Raw genomic sequence first — 14,831 nt, 5'->3', positions numbered from 1 at the left:
CATAGAATAATCCTCCTGGTTGTGCTGCGGTGCCGGTGTTCGTATACTTGGCGCAGGCATTGTAAGTACCTATAACGCCCGCTAAGGAGAAGTGAAGCAGCAGAGTGCAAAATGACCTGAAAGATGTATTTTTGCTAAATCCGCTGAATTTATTCCGAATCATTCCTGTAAAGCTGCATTATACAAGTTCTAATGACATAACAGACAAGCAAATGTATAATGAGTGTAAATAATTTGTATAAGGTTTGAATCTTCAAAAGTATTCAGTGTTAACAGGAAGAGAGTGAAATCTATCGTGTATTCCATCAAACAGGTCGTCGAAATGCTCGATATTCCTTCTGTCACTCTGCGGGCATGGGAGAACAGGTATCAGGCTGTCGTTCCGGAGCGTACCGAGTCCGGCTATAGACTGTACAATCAGGAGAATATTGAGGACCTTCGCTGGTTGAAGGAACAGACTGATAAACAGGGCATCAGTATCTCACATGCCGTGCGGATGCTGAAGAAGCATAAGCAGAAGGATCTGGATGAACGCCTGTCCGCAGCGGGTGGGGACCCCAAGGATGCCATGGACAAAATGAAGCAGCAGATCTATGCGGCGCTGCTCGAAATCCAGGGGGAGCGTGCGGATGCGCTGATCGACTTCGGGTTCTCCTTGTACGGCTATGAGGCGATGGTGCATCAGGTGCTTGTGCCGGTGCTGGTGAAGGTCGGCGAGGCCTGGGAGCAGGGAACGGCAACGGTGGCCCAGGAGCATTATATGACGCATATGATTTCAAGCCGGCTGTCCCAGTTCCTTCATGTGTTTCCTGTGTATGCCCATTTGCCGAAGGTGCTTGCCTTCTGTCCGGCGGGAGAGCATCATCAGATCGGGCTGCTGCTGTTCTCGCTGTTTTTGCGCAGGAACGGGGTTGAGGTTATCTACCTGGGGGCCAATACGCCTGAGGAGGGCGTGATGGATATGCTGGTGAAGCAAGACCGGATCGGGGCGGTCTGTCTATCCGTTACGAATGAAGACCTTGTAGACTACACTGAGGATTTGCTTGGACGGCTGGGCAGCCTGTACCCGGAGATGCAGCTTATTGTGGGCGGCAGAGCCTATGAATCGTCCAGGTCCCAAGACACCAGGGCGACCTACAGGATGACCGAGCCTCCAGAGCAGTGGCAGGCCTGGTTCGATCAGGAATTCACCGGAATCAGGCCTAAGAATGAGCAGGCTCACTGAATTTTAATAGAGCAGACTAATATTTGGACCGATCAGGAACCCGCTAAGGGTGGCTGGCCGGTTCTTTTTGTGCTTCGGACAAGTCTAGTAATCTAATTGCTGGAAGTCCGGAGGATGATATTTACATGGCTATACAAAATGGGTATTATACTTGTATAACTATTGTACAGTTTTTGTATAATGTTTGGAAATAGAGATCTGCCTACATATTGCAGGTAGCAGGTATAAGGAGGAAGCCGCTTGACTGGAACCACAGGTACGGCAAAAGTTGCAGTAATCGGCGCAGGGCCGGGCGGATTGGCCGCAGCGATGCTGCTGTCCGCCGAAGGATATGAAGTGGAGCTCTACGAGCAGCAGGCCACGGTTGGCGGAAGATCAGGAGAACTGAGGCTGGGAGATTACCGTTTTGACCGGGGGGCTACCTTTTTGATGATGCCGCATTTGCTGGAGGAGCTGTTCGCTCTGGCAGGGCGGTCTGTACATGACTATGTTTCCTTGAAGCCGCTTGACCCGCTGTATTCCCTGCATTTTGGAGATACCGTATTTACACCGTCCACGAATCAGGTCCAGACGGCTGAAGAGATTGAGCGGCTATTCCCCGGCAACGGTAACGGCTACCGCCGGTTCATGGCCGAAGAGGGCGACAAGCTGGAGCGGGTGATTCCGCTGCTGCAGCGTCCGTTCCAATCGCTCGGTGATTATATGAAAAGAGATGTGCTGCATGCGCTGCCCAAGCTGAATGCCGCAGACAACGTATACAACCGGCTGTCCCGGTATTTCGATGATGAACGGCTGCGCTTCTCATTCACGTTCCAGGCCAAGTATCTGGGGATGTCGCCCTGGGAATGTCCAGGCACCTTCACGATTCTGTCTTACATGGAACACCGCTACGGCCTGTACCACCCGATAGGCGGAATTAACCGTGTGCTTCAGGCCATGGCCGAGGTGATTCAGGAGCATGGCGGGCAGGTGCATACGGCAAGCGGAGTGAAGCGCATTCTGGTCAAGAACGGACATGCCGCAGGCTTGCTGCTGGAGAGCGGGGAGAAGGTGGAGGCGGATTACATTGTGATTGGAGCAGATTTCGGCTCTGCGATGACACAGTTGTTCGAGCCGGGCCTGCTGAAGAAGTATACCCCCGCCAAGATTGCCCGCAAAAGATATTCCTGCTCCACAGCCATGCTCTATCTGGGGATAGATGGAGAGGTGGAGCTTGATCATCATTCGGTTCACTTCGCCGCAGATTACCGGCGTAATGTCAGGGAGATCACCGAGCTGGGCGTCTTGTCGGATGATGCCTCCATCTACATCCATAATCCTTCGGTCATTGATAAGACGCTGGCGCCTCCGGGCAAATCCTCGCTCTATGTGCTGATGCCGGTGCCGAATCTGAGTGCAGATATCAACTGGGAGCAGGAGCGCGCTGAGGTTGAGGACTGGATGATGGAACGGCTGGAGCAGATCCCGCAGCTCGCGGGAATAGCCGGACGGGTGGAAGAGCGCCTGTTCTTCTCGCCGCAGGACTGGCAGGACAAGCAGAATGTCTATAACGGTGCAACCTTCAATCTGGCCCATAACCTGGGGCAGATGATGCATCTGCGGCCGCACAACACCTTCGAGGAGGTGCGCGGCATCTGGCTGGTCGGGGGCGGAACACATCCGGGCAGCGGTCTGCCGACGATCTTCGAGTCGGCCAAGATCAGTGCGCAGCTGCTGCGGAAGCATGACCAGGCTGTGCGGGGCAGATTCACTGTGCAGACCGGCGCTCACGGCGCGGGCGCAGGGGTGCCGCTATGAGCCGCGTTGCCATCGTGGGCAGCGGGATCGGCGGTCTGACGGCAGCGCTGCTGCTCACCCGTCAGGGGCATGAGGTTGTGATATATGAGCGCGCTGCCCAGGTGGGCGGGCGGGTCGCTTTTGAAGAGGAGGGCGGCTACCGGATTGACCGTGGGCCTACCATCGTGCTGCTGCCGGAGATGCTGCTGGGGATTCTGGAAGAAGGCGGGCTGCCGCGCGGAAGCCTGGAGCTGCTGCACTGTGATCCGCTCTACCGGGTCCACTTCAGGAGCGGGCGCGTCTTGACCAAGTTCGCCGATGCTGCGGCGCAGGCGGAGGAGATTGACCGGGTCTATCCTGGAGAGGGCAAGGGCTTCACCCGATTCATGAACGAGATGTCAGTGCTGTATCCGCAGGGCCGGACTTCATTTCTTGAGCGGGGGTATCCGAACGGGCGGGAGTTCTTCAGCCCAGCCAACCTGTCGCTGATGGTCCGCCTGCGCGCTTACCAGAGCCTGCGCTCTGCCGTCGGCCAGTATTTCCGGCATGAGGAGCTTAGAGATGCCTTCTCCCTCCAGAGCCTGTACATCGGAGGGGCGCCGTTCCGCACCCCGGGTATCTACACGATGCTCCCTTACGCCGAACATGCCTTCGGCATCTGGATGCTGAAGGGCGGGTATGGCACGCTGCCGCAGATCATGGCCCGGGAGCTGGAGAGCCGGGGGACAGAGATTCATACGGGCACAGAAGTGGAGTCCTTGCTTGTTGCGGGAAGCCGCTGCCGCGGAGTTGTTGTTCAAGGGAAGGAGATCCCTTATGATGCTGTACTGTATAACGGTGATTTCCCGCATGTCGAGAAGCTGCTTCCACCGGGTGTATTCAAGCAGGAGCGCGCTCTGGGTGTAAGTGCAAATAAGGGCAGCCGCATATCTCCTAAAGGTATCAAGCGGGGGAGCTTCAAGCCTTCCTCGGGCTGCCTGCTGATCTATGCGGCTACGGACAAACGGTGGCCGCAGTCACTGGTTCACCAGTTCTTCCTGCCGGATAGTCTGAACAGCAGCCTTCATGAGCTGTTTGACCGGGGACAGATCCCCGCAGATTCCTCTTATTATGTATTCAATCCGGTAGCGCTGGACAGCAGCGCGGCCCCTCCCGGACAAAGCGTGCTGTATTTCCTTGTTCCCGTTCCGGCAGCACCGGATAAGGACTGGGGGGAGCTGGCCGGAGCGCTGGCCGACAAGGTGCTGGCGGATGCGGAGCAGCGGGGCTTCCCCGGGCTTGCCGCGAGTCTGATCTGGCGGAGGCTAAGAACTCCCGCTGATGCCCAGAAGGAAGGGATGTACGGCGGAGGCAGCTTCGGCATTGCCCCGCTGCTGAGCCAGTCGGGGGTATTCCGGCCCCAGCCGAAGCCCTATCCGCTCCAAGGGCTATATGCCGCAGGCGCATCCGTCCACCCCGGCGGCGGTGTGCCGATTGTGATGCAGGGAGCGAATCTTGCCGTTCAGCAAATGATAAAGGAGATGAGCGTAGATGAATGAAAGGATACTGCAGCAATGCGAGGAATTGATGAAGAGAGGGTCTACCTCCTTTCATAAAGCGTTTGATGTTCTGCCAAGTCCCAGGCGTGAGGCGGTGCATGTGATTTATGCCTTTTGCCGGATTATAGATGATAGTGTGGATGAGCCTGAACATTCGCCGTACAGCATTCATGAGCTGCGGGCGCATTTCAGGAATCTGGAGACGGCGGAAGGGCATTTCATCTGGCCGGCGCTGCGCTGGCTGTTCAGCAGCTTCCCGCAGCTTCAGCGTGAGCCCTTCCATCTGCAAATGGAGGGTCAGCTCAGAGATCTGTCCTTCACTCAATATGACACGATGGAGCAGCTTCAGGACTACTGCTATCTTGTAGCGGGGACTGTTGGGGAGATGCTGCTGCCCGTCCTGCGGGATGATCAGAGTGAAGCGGCACGTACGGCTGGAATTGCTCTGGGGATAGGGATGCAGCTTGTGAATATCATCCGTGATGTAGGGGAGGATCTGCGCAGAGGACGGAGGTATGTGCCGCTTGAGGTGATGGGGAGACATGGCTACAGCCAGCGGGAACTGGAAGACGGGGAGGTCAACCCGCGGTTTATCGCAGTAATCCAGGAGCTTAAGACAGAGTCGCTGGGCTGGTTCCGCCAGGGGCTGGAGAATGTGCACACGTATCCTTTGGAGAGCGGACTTGCCATTGAACTCGCCGCTTCCTTCTATGCGGCCATTCTGGATGCGGTGGAGGCAGACGGTTATGACGTTTTTCACAAGCGCTCTTATGTCAGTGATGAAGCCAAGCTCCAGCTGTTCCAGCGTACGGTGGTGCGTTATGCCGGTATAAGAACTGCGGTGGTCTGAGGATGGTCAGAATTCTTTTTTGGATCTGGTATGTCATTGGCGCTCTGCTGCTGATCTGGTTCGGAATTCCCCAAAGCCTGCGTTTCTCTAACGGATTGTTTCTCGTGTTCTATGCCGCATATGCCGTGGATTTATTATCCAAGGGGCGAGTTCAGCCTTTTATGTCTGACTGGTCAGTCAATTCTTCGGGAGGCTGGCGCAAACCGCGATTCTTGTACTCCTTGGTGCTGATCTGGCTGGGAGGAATGGCGGTCGAATGGGTAGGTGTACATTCCGGCCGGTTGTTTGGAGATTATAGTTACTCTACTATTCTGGGGCCTTTATTCTTCGGTGTGCCGGTTACACTGGGCTTCGCCTGGATCGCTGTCGTGTGCAATGCCGTACTGATCAGTCATGATGCCGGACAGCGGGGCTTCAGGCTGCGGCTGCTGCGGGCTGTTCAGGTGGGCTGCTGGACGGTGCTGCTGGATCTGGTGCTCGATCCTGTTGCCCATGCGAGGGGCTTCTGGCATTGGGAGGGCGGCGGGGGCTTCTACCAGGTACCCTGGAGCAACTTCGGCGGCTGGCTGATTGCAGGCGGGCTCTTGTCCATGCTGCTTCCGGCTGTGCCGGTGGCCCGGCTTGCTGCCCGCCGGGGCACCCGCTTGTATCAGGCGATTCTGATTATGTTCGGTCTGATCAGTCTTACAGAGGGACTGCCAGCCTGTGCGGTTATCGCCGTGGCGGGTATTGCTCTGGCTGAAGGGAGTCTGCGTTATGCTGGAAGCCGTCAAGTCGGGAAGCTTTGACCGGATGTTCTACCGCTATAATTCAATGTATCTGCTGCGCAGACATTTCCATTCCATCGGAATCAGCGGCGAACTCCAGCCCTCTGCCGCCGCAGGCCGGGGGATTCTCTATCTGATGAATCACAGCTCGTGGTGGGATGGTCTGCTGGCTTATCACGCCGCCGGGAAGCTGCCCGGCGGCCGCCATTACTTCATGATGGAAGAGGAGCAGCTGCGCAAATATGCCTTCTTCCGAAAGCTTGGGGCCTATTCCATTAACTCCGGCAGCACAGGCGACTTGCGGGCTTCGCTGCGTTATACAGCCGGATTACTGCAAGCAGGGGAGAGTGTCTGGATGTATCCCGAAGGTGAAATTCTGCCGCTGGAGCACCGCCCGCTGAGCCTGAAGGCAGGGGCGGCCTTAGTGCTGCGCCTCAGTCCGCAGACTGCCGTGGTGCCAGTAACGTTATATCACGGCCTGTTCCGTCATACCAAACCGGAAGCTACACTGCTGGCCGGAGTGCCGCAGCTCCTGCCTTGGGCGGAGATGGACCGCTCCGTAATAGCCCGCACGCTGGAGACTGTTCTTAGTGAACAACTGGAGGCACACCGGAGCAGGATCATTCATCATAAAGGGTACATGCCGGATGAATTCAGGCCGCTGCTGCGCAGAGGGAGATCCACCAATGAGTGGCTGGATCTGCTGCGGCCGGGCAGGGGGAGACGATGAATCTGTTCTTTCAAATCCTGTCAGGTATTCTGCTGCTCCAGCTGTTGTTCGCGCTATGGAATGCAGCCCAGCTTCCCGTAATAGGTGCAGGTCCGGGGAGGAGAGAGGTGAAGGTTCAGCCAGCGCAGGCTACCTCACGGGTCCGGCGCTTGTCGGTATTGATCCCTGCCCGCAATGAAGCAGATAACATTGCCGGTTGCCTCTCCTCGGTGCTGGCTTGCAGCACCGGTGGAGTAGAGGTGGAGATCATCGTTCTGGATGATTCATCCACAGACGGAACAGGGGCTATGGTTGCTGCGGCCGGTGGCGGCAGGGTACGCGTTCTGCGGGGCCGGGCGCTGCCGGAGGGGTGGCTTGGCAAGTCCCATGCCTGCGCTCAGCTTGCGGAAGCTGCAAGCGGAGACTGGCTGCTGTTCCTCGACGCGGATGTCCGTCTGCAGCAGGGGGCGCTGCAGGCGGCTCTCTCTGCAGCCGAAGCTGCGGGCAGCGGCATGATTACAGGCTTCCCCCGGCAGATTACGGGTTCATGGCTGGAGCGGCTGGTGGTTCCCCTGATGGTCTTCACCATCATCTGCCACCTGCCGGTTCCGCTGGTCAGCGGCTCTGGAGATCCGCGGTTTGTTGCGGCACATGGCGGCTTCATCCTGATCCGCCGCGGCAGCTATGACCGCTGCGGCGGTCATCAGGCCATCCGCAGTGCGCTGGTGGATGACATGGCGCTGGCCCGGGCCGTGAAGCGGGCGGGAGAGACGGTAAGGCTCATGGATATCACGGAGCAGGTGTCGATGCGGATGTATCACAATGCCAAACAGGTATGGAACGGTTACCGGAAGAATATCTATGCCGGTATCGGCCGCAGCCCTATACTCCTGCTGGCTGTACTGTTCCTGTATTTGTCGTTGTACGTTCTGCCGCCTGCTGCCGTTCTATACTACTGCCTGAGCGGTCAGTTCGGCGCAGCCATCTGGCCTGCTGCTGCGCTGCTGACTGGTATCGCTGTCAAGCGGACGAGCGATGCTGCCGGTAAGCAGCCGTTCTGGTATTGTATTCTTCTCCCGGCGGCTATGCTCTGCTTATCCCTGATTGCGGCTGCATCCTGGAACGGAAGCCGCACACGCGGGGGCTATGAATGGAAAGGAAGGCGTTATGAATGAAACCGAAGGCTGTGATTATAGGCGCCGGATTCGGAGGTCTGTCCTGCGCGGTAACCCTAGCCGCCAAAGGCTGGGAAGTGACCGTGCTGGAACGGCAGCCGCAGCCCGGCGGTAAGCTGCAGCGTGTGGAGACGGGAGGCTACACCTTCGACAGGGGTCCCAGTACAATTACGATGCCCCATGTCTTCCGCTCCTTGTATGAGCTTGCGGGGGCCAGCATGGAGGATTACGTTCAGCTCTATGAACTGGAGCCGCGGACACGCAATGTGTTCGCTGACGGCAAAGTGGTTGATCTATCGCGGGATACCGGGAGAATGCGTGAGCAGATCGCATCCTACAGTTCCGCAGATGCTTCGCGTTACCCGGAATTTCTGGCGGAAGCCTCCCGTCTATACCGGCTCAGCGAGAAGCAGTTCCTGAACCGGCTGCTGCTGTCCTGGAGGGATAAGTTATCCCCTTCCCTTGTGCGGGACCTGCTGCGGGTAAGGCCTTTTCTTAGTCTGCATGATTTGCTGCTCCGTTATTTCTCTCATCCGAATACCCTGGCTATGCTGGGCCGCTATGCCACCTATGTCGGGTCATCGCCCTATCGTTCTCCCTCCATCTTTGCCATGCTCGGACATCTGGAGATTCAGGAAGGCGTATACGGTGTGAAGGGCGGCACCTATGAGTTAGTCAGCGGCTTGGCTGCCCTGGCCCGCAATCTGGGCGTGAAGTTAATGACAGGAACGGAGGTCACGGGGATATCCGTGGTCTCCGGTGCGGTAGAAGGTGTGGATACGGCGCAGGGCTTCTATCCGGCCAAGACGGTCATTGCCGGTGGCGATGTGCTGAGCATCAACCGGCTGCTGCTGCCCGAAGCGGTCCGCCCCGGGATGACGGACCGCAGAATTGAAGCGTACGAGCCGTCCCTGTCCGGGCTGGTCACGCTGGCAGGAGTGCCGCGCACGTATGATGCGCTGCTGCATCACACGGTGTTTTTCCCGGAGAACTATGAACAGGAATTCAAGGATATCTTCGAGCATAGACGTCCTCCGCAGCACCCGGCGGTCTATGTGTGCCATTCGGGTTATTCTGAGCCTGAGATGGCGCCTGCGGGCGGCAGCAATCTGTTCATCCTGGCCAATGCGCCTTATCTGGGCCCGGCCTGTGACTGGAGTGCGGAGACGGATGCTTACGGGGAGCGTGTAATGTCGGTACTGGAGGGCCATGGAATCACAGGGCTGTCCGCAGCGGAGGTGCTGGAGCATTATACCCCGCAGGATATCGCCCGTGATACGCTGGCGCATCAGGGAGCCATATACGGGATATCCTCCAATACGGTAAGGCAGACCTTCTCCCGTCCGGGCAACCGCTCAAGGGATGTACAGGGACTCTGGTATGTTGGCGGCACCACCCATCCCGGAGGGGGAACACCGGTTGTCTCGCTCTCCGGACGGCTGGTTGGTGAATACATTGCCAGCCATTGGTGAGGGGATATGGCCCTGTCTGCATTCAACGGCCAGGCAGGGTTGTGTTATAATAAAATGTACTTGTGCCGAGCAGCGCTGAGTAAGATAGAAAAAGCGCTTCCATATAGATATGAACATAATAGATATGAACATATATAATGACACAGAGCGGAGGAAGACAGCATGAATGATATGCCGCAGAATGGCGTACCGCAGAGCTCTGTTGAGCAGTCAGGCACAGGGCTTGAACCCGTTCAGCAGGTTGCTTCAGGCATGGCCGGACATCAATCTCTGCTGCCCGACTCCAGAACCGGAGAACGGAAGATTGAGCATGTACGGCTCTGCCTGAATGAGGATGTCGCCGGCAGCGGAATCACAACCGGCTTCGAGCAGTACCGGTTCCGTCATAACGCACTGCCGGAGCTGGACTTCGAGCAGATCTCGCTGCGTACAGCATTTCTGGGCCGCACGCTGCGCACCCCGCTGCTGATCAGCTCCATGACCGGGGGAAGCCTGGCGACCGGAAGCATCAACGACCGGCTTGCCGAAGCCGCTGAGCGCCGGGGCTGGGCGCTTGGCGTCGGCTCAGTGCGGGCCGCTGTAGAACGCGCGGAGCTGGCGCCGACCTTCCATGTGCGCGGCAGGGCGCCCACGATTCCGGTCATTGCCAATGTCGGAGCGGTACAGCTCTCCTACGGCTTCGGTGTAGACGAGTGCCGCCGTGCAGTAGAGATTGCAGGAGCCGACTGGCTGGTTCTTCATCTGAACGGACTGCAGGAGGTGTTCCAGCCGGAGGGCGATACCGGCTTTGGCTCCCTGCTGAAGCGGATAGAGGCGTTATGCCGGAGTCTTGAGATTCCGGTGGGTGTCAAGGAAGTCGGCTGGGGAATTGACGGCGATACGGCAGCCCGGCTATATCAGGCAGGGGCTGCCTTCATCGACGTTGCCGGTGCGGGCGGCACCTCCTGGAGCCAGGTGGAGAAGTTCCGCAGCATTGATCCGGTGCGGCGCGCGGCTGCGGAGGCCTTCGCCGACTGGGGGATTCCCACGGCGGACTGCATTACCGAGGTGCGCGGCATCTCTCCGCATGGCGCGCTTATCGGCAGCGGCGGGCTGAAGCATGGGGTAGATGCTGCGAAGGCTCTGGCGCTGGGCGCGGATCTGGCGGGCTTCGGGCGGGGGCTGCTGGGCCCGGCCGTCAGCTCCGAGGAGGCGCTGGATCAGGCGCTGGCCCAGGTGGAGCTGGAGCTGCGGACGGTAATGTTCGGCATCGGAGCGCCGGATCTTACCGCACTGCGCGGTACCCCGCGTCTTCTCCGGCGGTAGCGGTAGGGACAAGACGATGATTATGGAACAAGAGGAAGGGCTAACATTATGATTACACTGGTTCAAATGGATGAATCGACATTTCAATTTTTCTTAAGACAATCTACCCGTGACTTCGCAGAAGACAAAATAAAAGCCGGAGCCTGGGATGCGGAGACAGCCATGAAGCTATCCCAGGAAGAGATGACGCGGTTCCTGCCCAAAGGGCTCTACACGGAGGGGGCTTATCTCTATTCTATAGTGGAGACTGAGACGAAGACCCAGGCGGGGTACATCTGGTTCAACGTGAATGAGAACCGTGGAGTGCGGGAAGCGTTCATCTATGACTTTTATGTCTTTGAGCCCTTCCAGGGCAAGGGCTACGGCAAACTGGCATTAACTCTGCTGGACGAAGAAGCCCGGAAGATGAATGTGACCAAGATCGGACTGCATGTCTTCGGGCAGAATGACCGTGCGTTCGAGCTGTATAAGAAGATGGGCTTCCTGGTTACGGATATTACAATGTCGAAGACATTGTAAGTAGGCCGGATAGGCCGGAAATAGCAGTGTTGTGGGGTCCCAAGGCAGTCTCTGATTCATCCTCGGGGGTTAAGCTCCGCTTTAGGGGCGGCATCCCCTTGACATCTGCTGTTGCTGGAGGTTTTGTTCTAATATATAATGGTTGAGATCAGTTCGGTAATTCATGCGGTGATCAAACCAACCGAAAATAGGAGTTGTCATATAAATGGCTTTGAAAGCAGGTATCGTTGGACTTCCCAACGTAGGCAAATCGACATTATTTAATGCTATCACCCAAGCGGGCGCAGAATCCGCCAACTATCCGTTCTGCACCATCGACCCGAACGTAGGCGTCGTGGAAGTGCCGGACGAACGTCTGGATAAGCTGGTAGAGCTGGTGCAGCCGAACAAGACGGTTCCCACCGCTTTTGAATTCGTCGATATTGCCGGACTGGTACGCGGCGCAAGCAAGGGCGAAGGCCTGGGCAACAAGTTCCTGGCGCATATCCGCGAAGTGGATGCCATTGTGCATGTGGTCCGCTGCTTTGTCGATGAGAACGTAACCCATGTGGACGGCAAGGTGAATCCTATCAGTGACATCCAGACGATTAACCTGGAGCTGATTCTGGCTGACCTGGAGAGCGTGGAGAAGCGGATCGAACGGTCCCGCAAAAACATCAAGGGCGGCGACAAGAAATACGCCCAGGAAGTTGAAGTACTGGAGCGCGTGAAGGAAGCCCTGTATCTGGACCAGCCTGCCCGCAGCCTGGAATTATCCGATGACGAGCGCCAGATCGTGCGCGATCTTCACCTGTTGACCCTGAAGCCGGTGCTGTATGCGGCGAACGTGGGCGAGGATGAAGTGGCGACTGCGGAGGAGAACCCTTATGTGAAGCAGGTCCGCGAATTCGCAGCGGCGGAGAATGCCGAAGTGGTGCCGATCAGTGCCAAGGTGGAAGCCGAGATTGCCGAGCTGGAAGGCGAAGACAAGGACATGTTCCTGGAAGAGCTGGGTCTGCAGGAATCCGGTCTGAACCGCCTGATCAAAGCAGCTTACAAGCTGCTCGGCCTGTACACTTATTTCACTGCCGGCGTTCAGGAGGTCCGTGCCTGGACGATCCGCAAGGGCACCAAAGCACCTGGAGCAGCAGGGGTTATTCATACAGACTTCGAACGCGGATTTATCCGGGCTGAGGTTGTTGCGTACACAGATCTGGTAGCTGCAGGCTCGATGAACGGCGCCAAGGAACGCGGCCAGCTGCGTCTGGAAGGCAAGGAATACCTGGTGCAGGACGGCGACGTTATGCATTTCCGTTTCAACGTATAGACTATTCAACTAGACCATTTAACGCATAGAACATTTATAGTGTAGGGCAGAGAGGCCATTCAGAGTAGAGTTTTACTTGCTGGATGGTTCTTTTTGAATTTCGGATAAGGCTAAGGGTCAACTCCTATTTGTGGAAAACCTGGAAAGGCGGCTTCCCGCCTGTCGTCTTTCGCCTGCTGTCAACGCCGGAGAAGCAGTTGGATAATCTCCACTTGCTGCTGAATAGAGGGACCCCTGCCAGGCAGTAGTTGGAAAAAAGGCACTTAATATTCAGCAAACCGATCACTTTTGAGGAAACGCCTGAAATTAAATGACGTTTATCCAATTAATTCCCTCTAAAGATGCAAAACACCGAAATTAAGATACGTTTTTCCAACTATTCATGCTGTTCATGCACAGTGGCTCCTATTATGCCCGCTGTTTGCGGCCTGCCGCTTATCATCTGGCCGCCTGGTCTGTCGATTGCGGTCCACTGTCTCTGTCTGCGGCCTGCCGTTCACTACCTACCTTCCACTACCTACCGTCTTCCGCCTGCTGTCAACGCCGGAGAAGCAGTTGGATAATCTCCACTTGCTGCTGAATAGAGGGACCCTTGCCAGGCAGTAGTTGGAAAAAAGGCACTTAATATTCAGCAAACCGATCACTTTCGAGGAAACGCCTGAAATTAAATGACGTTTATCCAATTAATTCCCTCTAAAGATGCAAAACACCGAAATTAAGATACGTTTTTCCAACTATTCATGCTGTTCATGCACAGTGGCTCCTCCTCTTCCTATGACCGCCGTATAAACGCCGTATCGCCGCCATTATATACAACAAACTATTATATACAACTAACTAATCTTCATGGGAATGAGGCAGGGAGCGGCATCAGATGTTTATACAGTACCGGGTGATTTTGTAATCGGGACACGGGCGTAATGCATAACTTGGATGCAGCTTTTACATCATAAGGTGATGCAGCTCAGAATTCAAAAGTTTTCCTGATCCTGCGGTTTGAAAATGTAGCCAATTAGCTTGAGTGGTGGTATAATATAAAGTCGTATATCTATTTCAGTTGTGCTAACAATTTAAAGTAATTATAAACGAAGAAATTGAATCAGGAGAGGTGAATTCCCTTGTTGGACCGATTGCAATCCCTGGCGGACCGCTATGAGAAACTCAGTGAACTGCTTTGTGACCCGGATGTTGCAAGCGACAGTAAGAAACTGAGGGACTATTCCAAAGAACAATCCGACTTGCAGCCCGCCTTCGAGGCGTATAGCGAATATAAGAATGTAATGGAAGAGCTTGAAGCTGCGAAGATGATGCAGGCTGAGAAGCTTGATGATGAGATGAAAGAAATGGTCAAGATGGAGATTGATGAGCTGTCCACGCGGCAGACTCATCTGGAGGAGAAGATTCGTCTGCTCCTGCTGCCTAAGGACCCTAATGACGATAAGAACGTAATCGTGGAAATCCGCGGCGCAGCCGGCGGGGACGAAGCGGCTTTGTTTGCCTCTGACCTGTACCGGATGTATACCCGTTATGCCGACACTCAGGGCTGGCGCGTAGAGCTGATGGATGTGAACACGAATGATCTCGGCGGGTTCAAGGAAGTTATTTTCCTGATCAACGGCCGCGGCGCATACAGCAAAATGAAGTTTGAAAGCGGCGCACACCGTGTGCAGCGCATTCCTACGACAGAATCCGGCGGACGTATTCATACGTCTACCTCAACCGTTGCTGTTATGCCGGAAGCGGAAGAGTTCGAAATTGAGATTCATGACAAAGACATCCGTGTCGATACCTTCTGCTCCAGCGGCGCGGGCGGACAGTCCGTCAACACGACCAAGTCGGCAGTACGCGTAACTCATGTGCCTACCGGTATTGTGGCTACCTGTCAGGACGGCAAGTCCCAGAACTCCAACAAGGAGAAGGCGTTGCAGGTGCTGCGCGCCCGTATCTCGGATCTGAAGCGTCAGGAAGAGGAAGCGAAGTATTCCGGGGAACGCAAGAGCAAAGTGGGAACCGGGGACCGCAGTGAGCGTATCCGTACCTACAACTTCCCGCAGAGCCGCGTAACGGACCACCGGATCGGCCTCACCCTGCACCGTCTGGAGCAGGTCATGAACGGCGATATCACCGAGATTATCTCGGCATTGTCTATTGCGGAACAAGCGGAATTGATGGAAAAAGGAGAATAATGC

12 protein-coding genes are annotated in these 14,831 nt (G+C 56.1%); all 12 read left to right on the top strand.

What is annotated here, in order from left to right:
* The first annotated feature begins 283 nt into the window (after positions 1–283).
* The 12 genes from KDC22_RS30865 to prfA all read left to right on the top strand — a co-directional run bounded on the left by KDC22_RS30865 (position 284) and on the right by prfA (position 14,828).
* On the top strand, positions 284–1,225 hold the full coding sequence (locus tag KDC22_RS30865) for a MerR family transcriptional regulator (RefSeq protein WP_246553125.1): 942 nt from the start codon (positions 284–286) through the stop codon (positions 1,223–1,225).
* 240 nt (positions 1,226–1,465) lie between these two features.
* On the top strand, positions 1,466–3,022 hold the full coding sequence (locus tag KDC22_RS30860; RefSeq protein WP_343221855.1) for a phytoene desaturase family protein: 1,557 nt from the start codon (positions 1,466–1,468) through the stop codon (positions 3,020–3,022).
* Positions 3,019–4,539, top strand: coding sequence for a phytoene desaturase family protein (locus KDC22_RS30855; protein ID WP_211721387.1), 1,521 nt, complete (start codon positions 3,019–3,021; stop codon positions 4,537–4,539). The genes KDC22_RS30860 and KDC22_RS30855 overlap by 4 nt, the downstream gene beginning before the upstream one ends.
* Positions 4,532–5,389 carry a phytoene/squalene synthase family protein gene (locus tag KDC22_RS30850; RefSeq protein WP_211721386.1) on the top strand — a complete coding sequence of 286 codons (858 nt, stop codon included), beginning with the start codon at positions 4,532–4,534 and terminating at the stop codon, positions 5,387–5,389. The genes KDC22_RS30855 and KDC22_RS30850 overlap by 8 nt, the downstream gene beginning before the upstream one ends.
* A gap of 2 nt (positions 5,390–5,391) precedes the next feature.
* The gene (locus tag KDC22_RS30845; RefSeq protein ID WP_211721385.1) at positions 5,392–6,177 is read left to right on the top strand and encodes a carotenoid biosynthesis protein; all 786 of its coding nucleotides are present in this window, start codon (positions 5,392–5,394) and stop codon (positions 6,175–6,177) included.
* A complete protein-coding gene (locus tag KDC22_RS30840; protein ID WP_211721384.1) occupies positions 6,146–6,886 on the top strand; it encodes a lysophospholipid acyltransferase family protein in 741 nt (246 codons plus the stop codon). Before KDC22_RS30845 ends, KDC22_RS30840 begins: the two co-directional genes overlap by 32 nt.
* On the top strand, positions 6,847–8,040 hold the full coding sequence (locus KDC22_RS30835; protein ID WP_246553123.1) for a glycosyltransferase family 2 protein: 1,194 nt from the start codon (positions 6,847–6,849) through the stop codon (positions 8,038–8,040). The genes KDC22_RS30840 and KDC22_RS30835 overlap by 40 nt, the downstream gene beginning before the upstream one ends.
* Positions 8,037–9,512 carry a phytoene desaturase family protein gene (locus KDC22_RS30830; protein WP_211721383.1) on the top strand — a complete coding sequence of 492 codons (1,476 nt, stop codon included), beginning with the start codon at positions 8,037–8,039 and terminating at the stop codon, positions 9,510–9,512. Before KDC22_RS30835 ends, KDC22_RS30830 begins: the two co-directional genes overlap by 4 nt.
* A 252-nt stretch (positions 9,513–9,764) precedes the next feature.
* Complete coding sequence (gene fni / locus KDC22_RS30825) at positions 9,765–10,817, top strand: type 2 isopentenyl-diphosphate Delta-isomerase (protein WP_246553805.1); 1,053 nt, start codon at positions 9,765–9,767, stop codon at positions 10,815–10,817.
* Positions 10,818–10,865: 48 nt separating this feature from the next.
* The gene (locus KDC22_RS30820) at positions 10,866–11,336 is read left to right on the top strand and encodes a GNAT family N-acetyltransferase (protein WP_246553121.1); all 471 of its coding nucleotides are present in this window, start codon (positions 10,866–10,868) and stop codon (positions 11,334–11,336) included.
* 205 nt (positions 11,337–11,541) lie between these two features.
* Positions 11,542–12,642 (top strand): redox-regulated ATPase YchF, encoded by a 1,101-nt coding sequence (ychF, locus tag KDC22_RS30815; RefSeq protein ID WP_173136059.1) that lies wholly within the window; start codon positions 11,542–11,544, stop codon positions 12,640–12,642.
* Positions 12,643–13,760: 1,118 nt separating this feature from the next.
* Entirely contained in the window at positions 13,761–14,828 is a 1,068-nt protein-coding gene (prfA, locus tag KDC22_RS30810; protein ID WP_173136061.1) for a peptide chain release factor 1, read from the top strand.
* The last annotated feature ends 3 nt before the right edge of the window (positions 14,829–14,831 follow it).

Source organism: Paenibacillus tritici (genome assembly GCF_018207515.1).
GTDB classification, from domain to species: domain Bacteria; phylum Bacillota; class Bacilli; order Paenibacillales; family Paenibacillaceae; genus Paenibacillus_AQ; species Paenibacillus_AQ tritici.
This window is presented reverse-complemented; position numbering and strand designations above follow the sequence as displayed.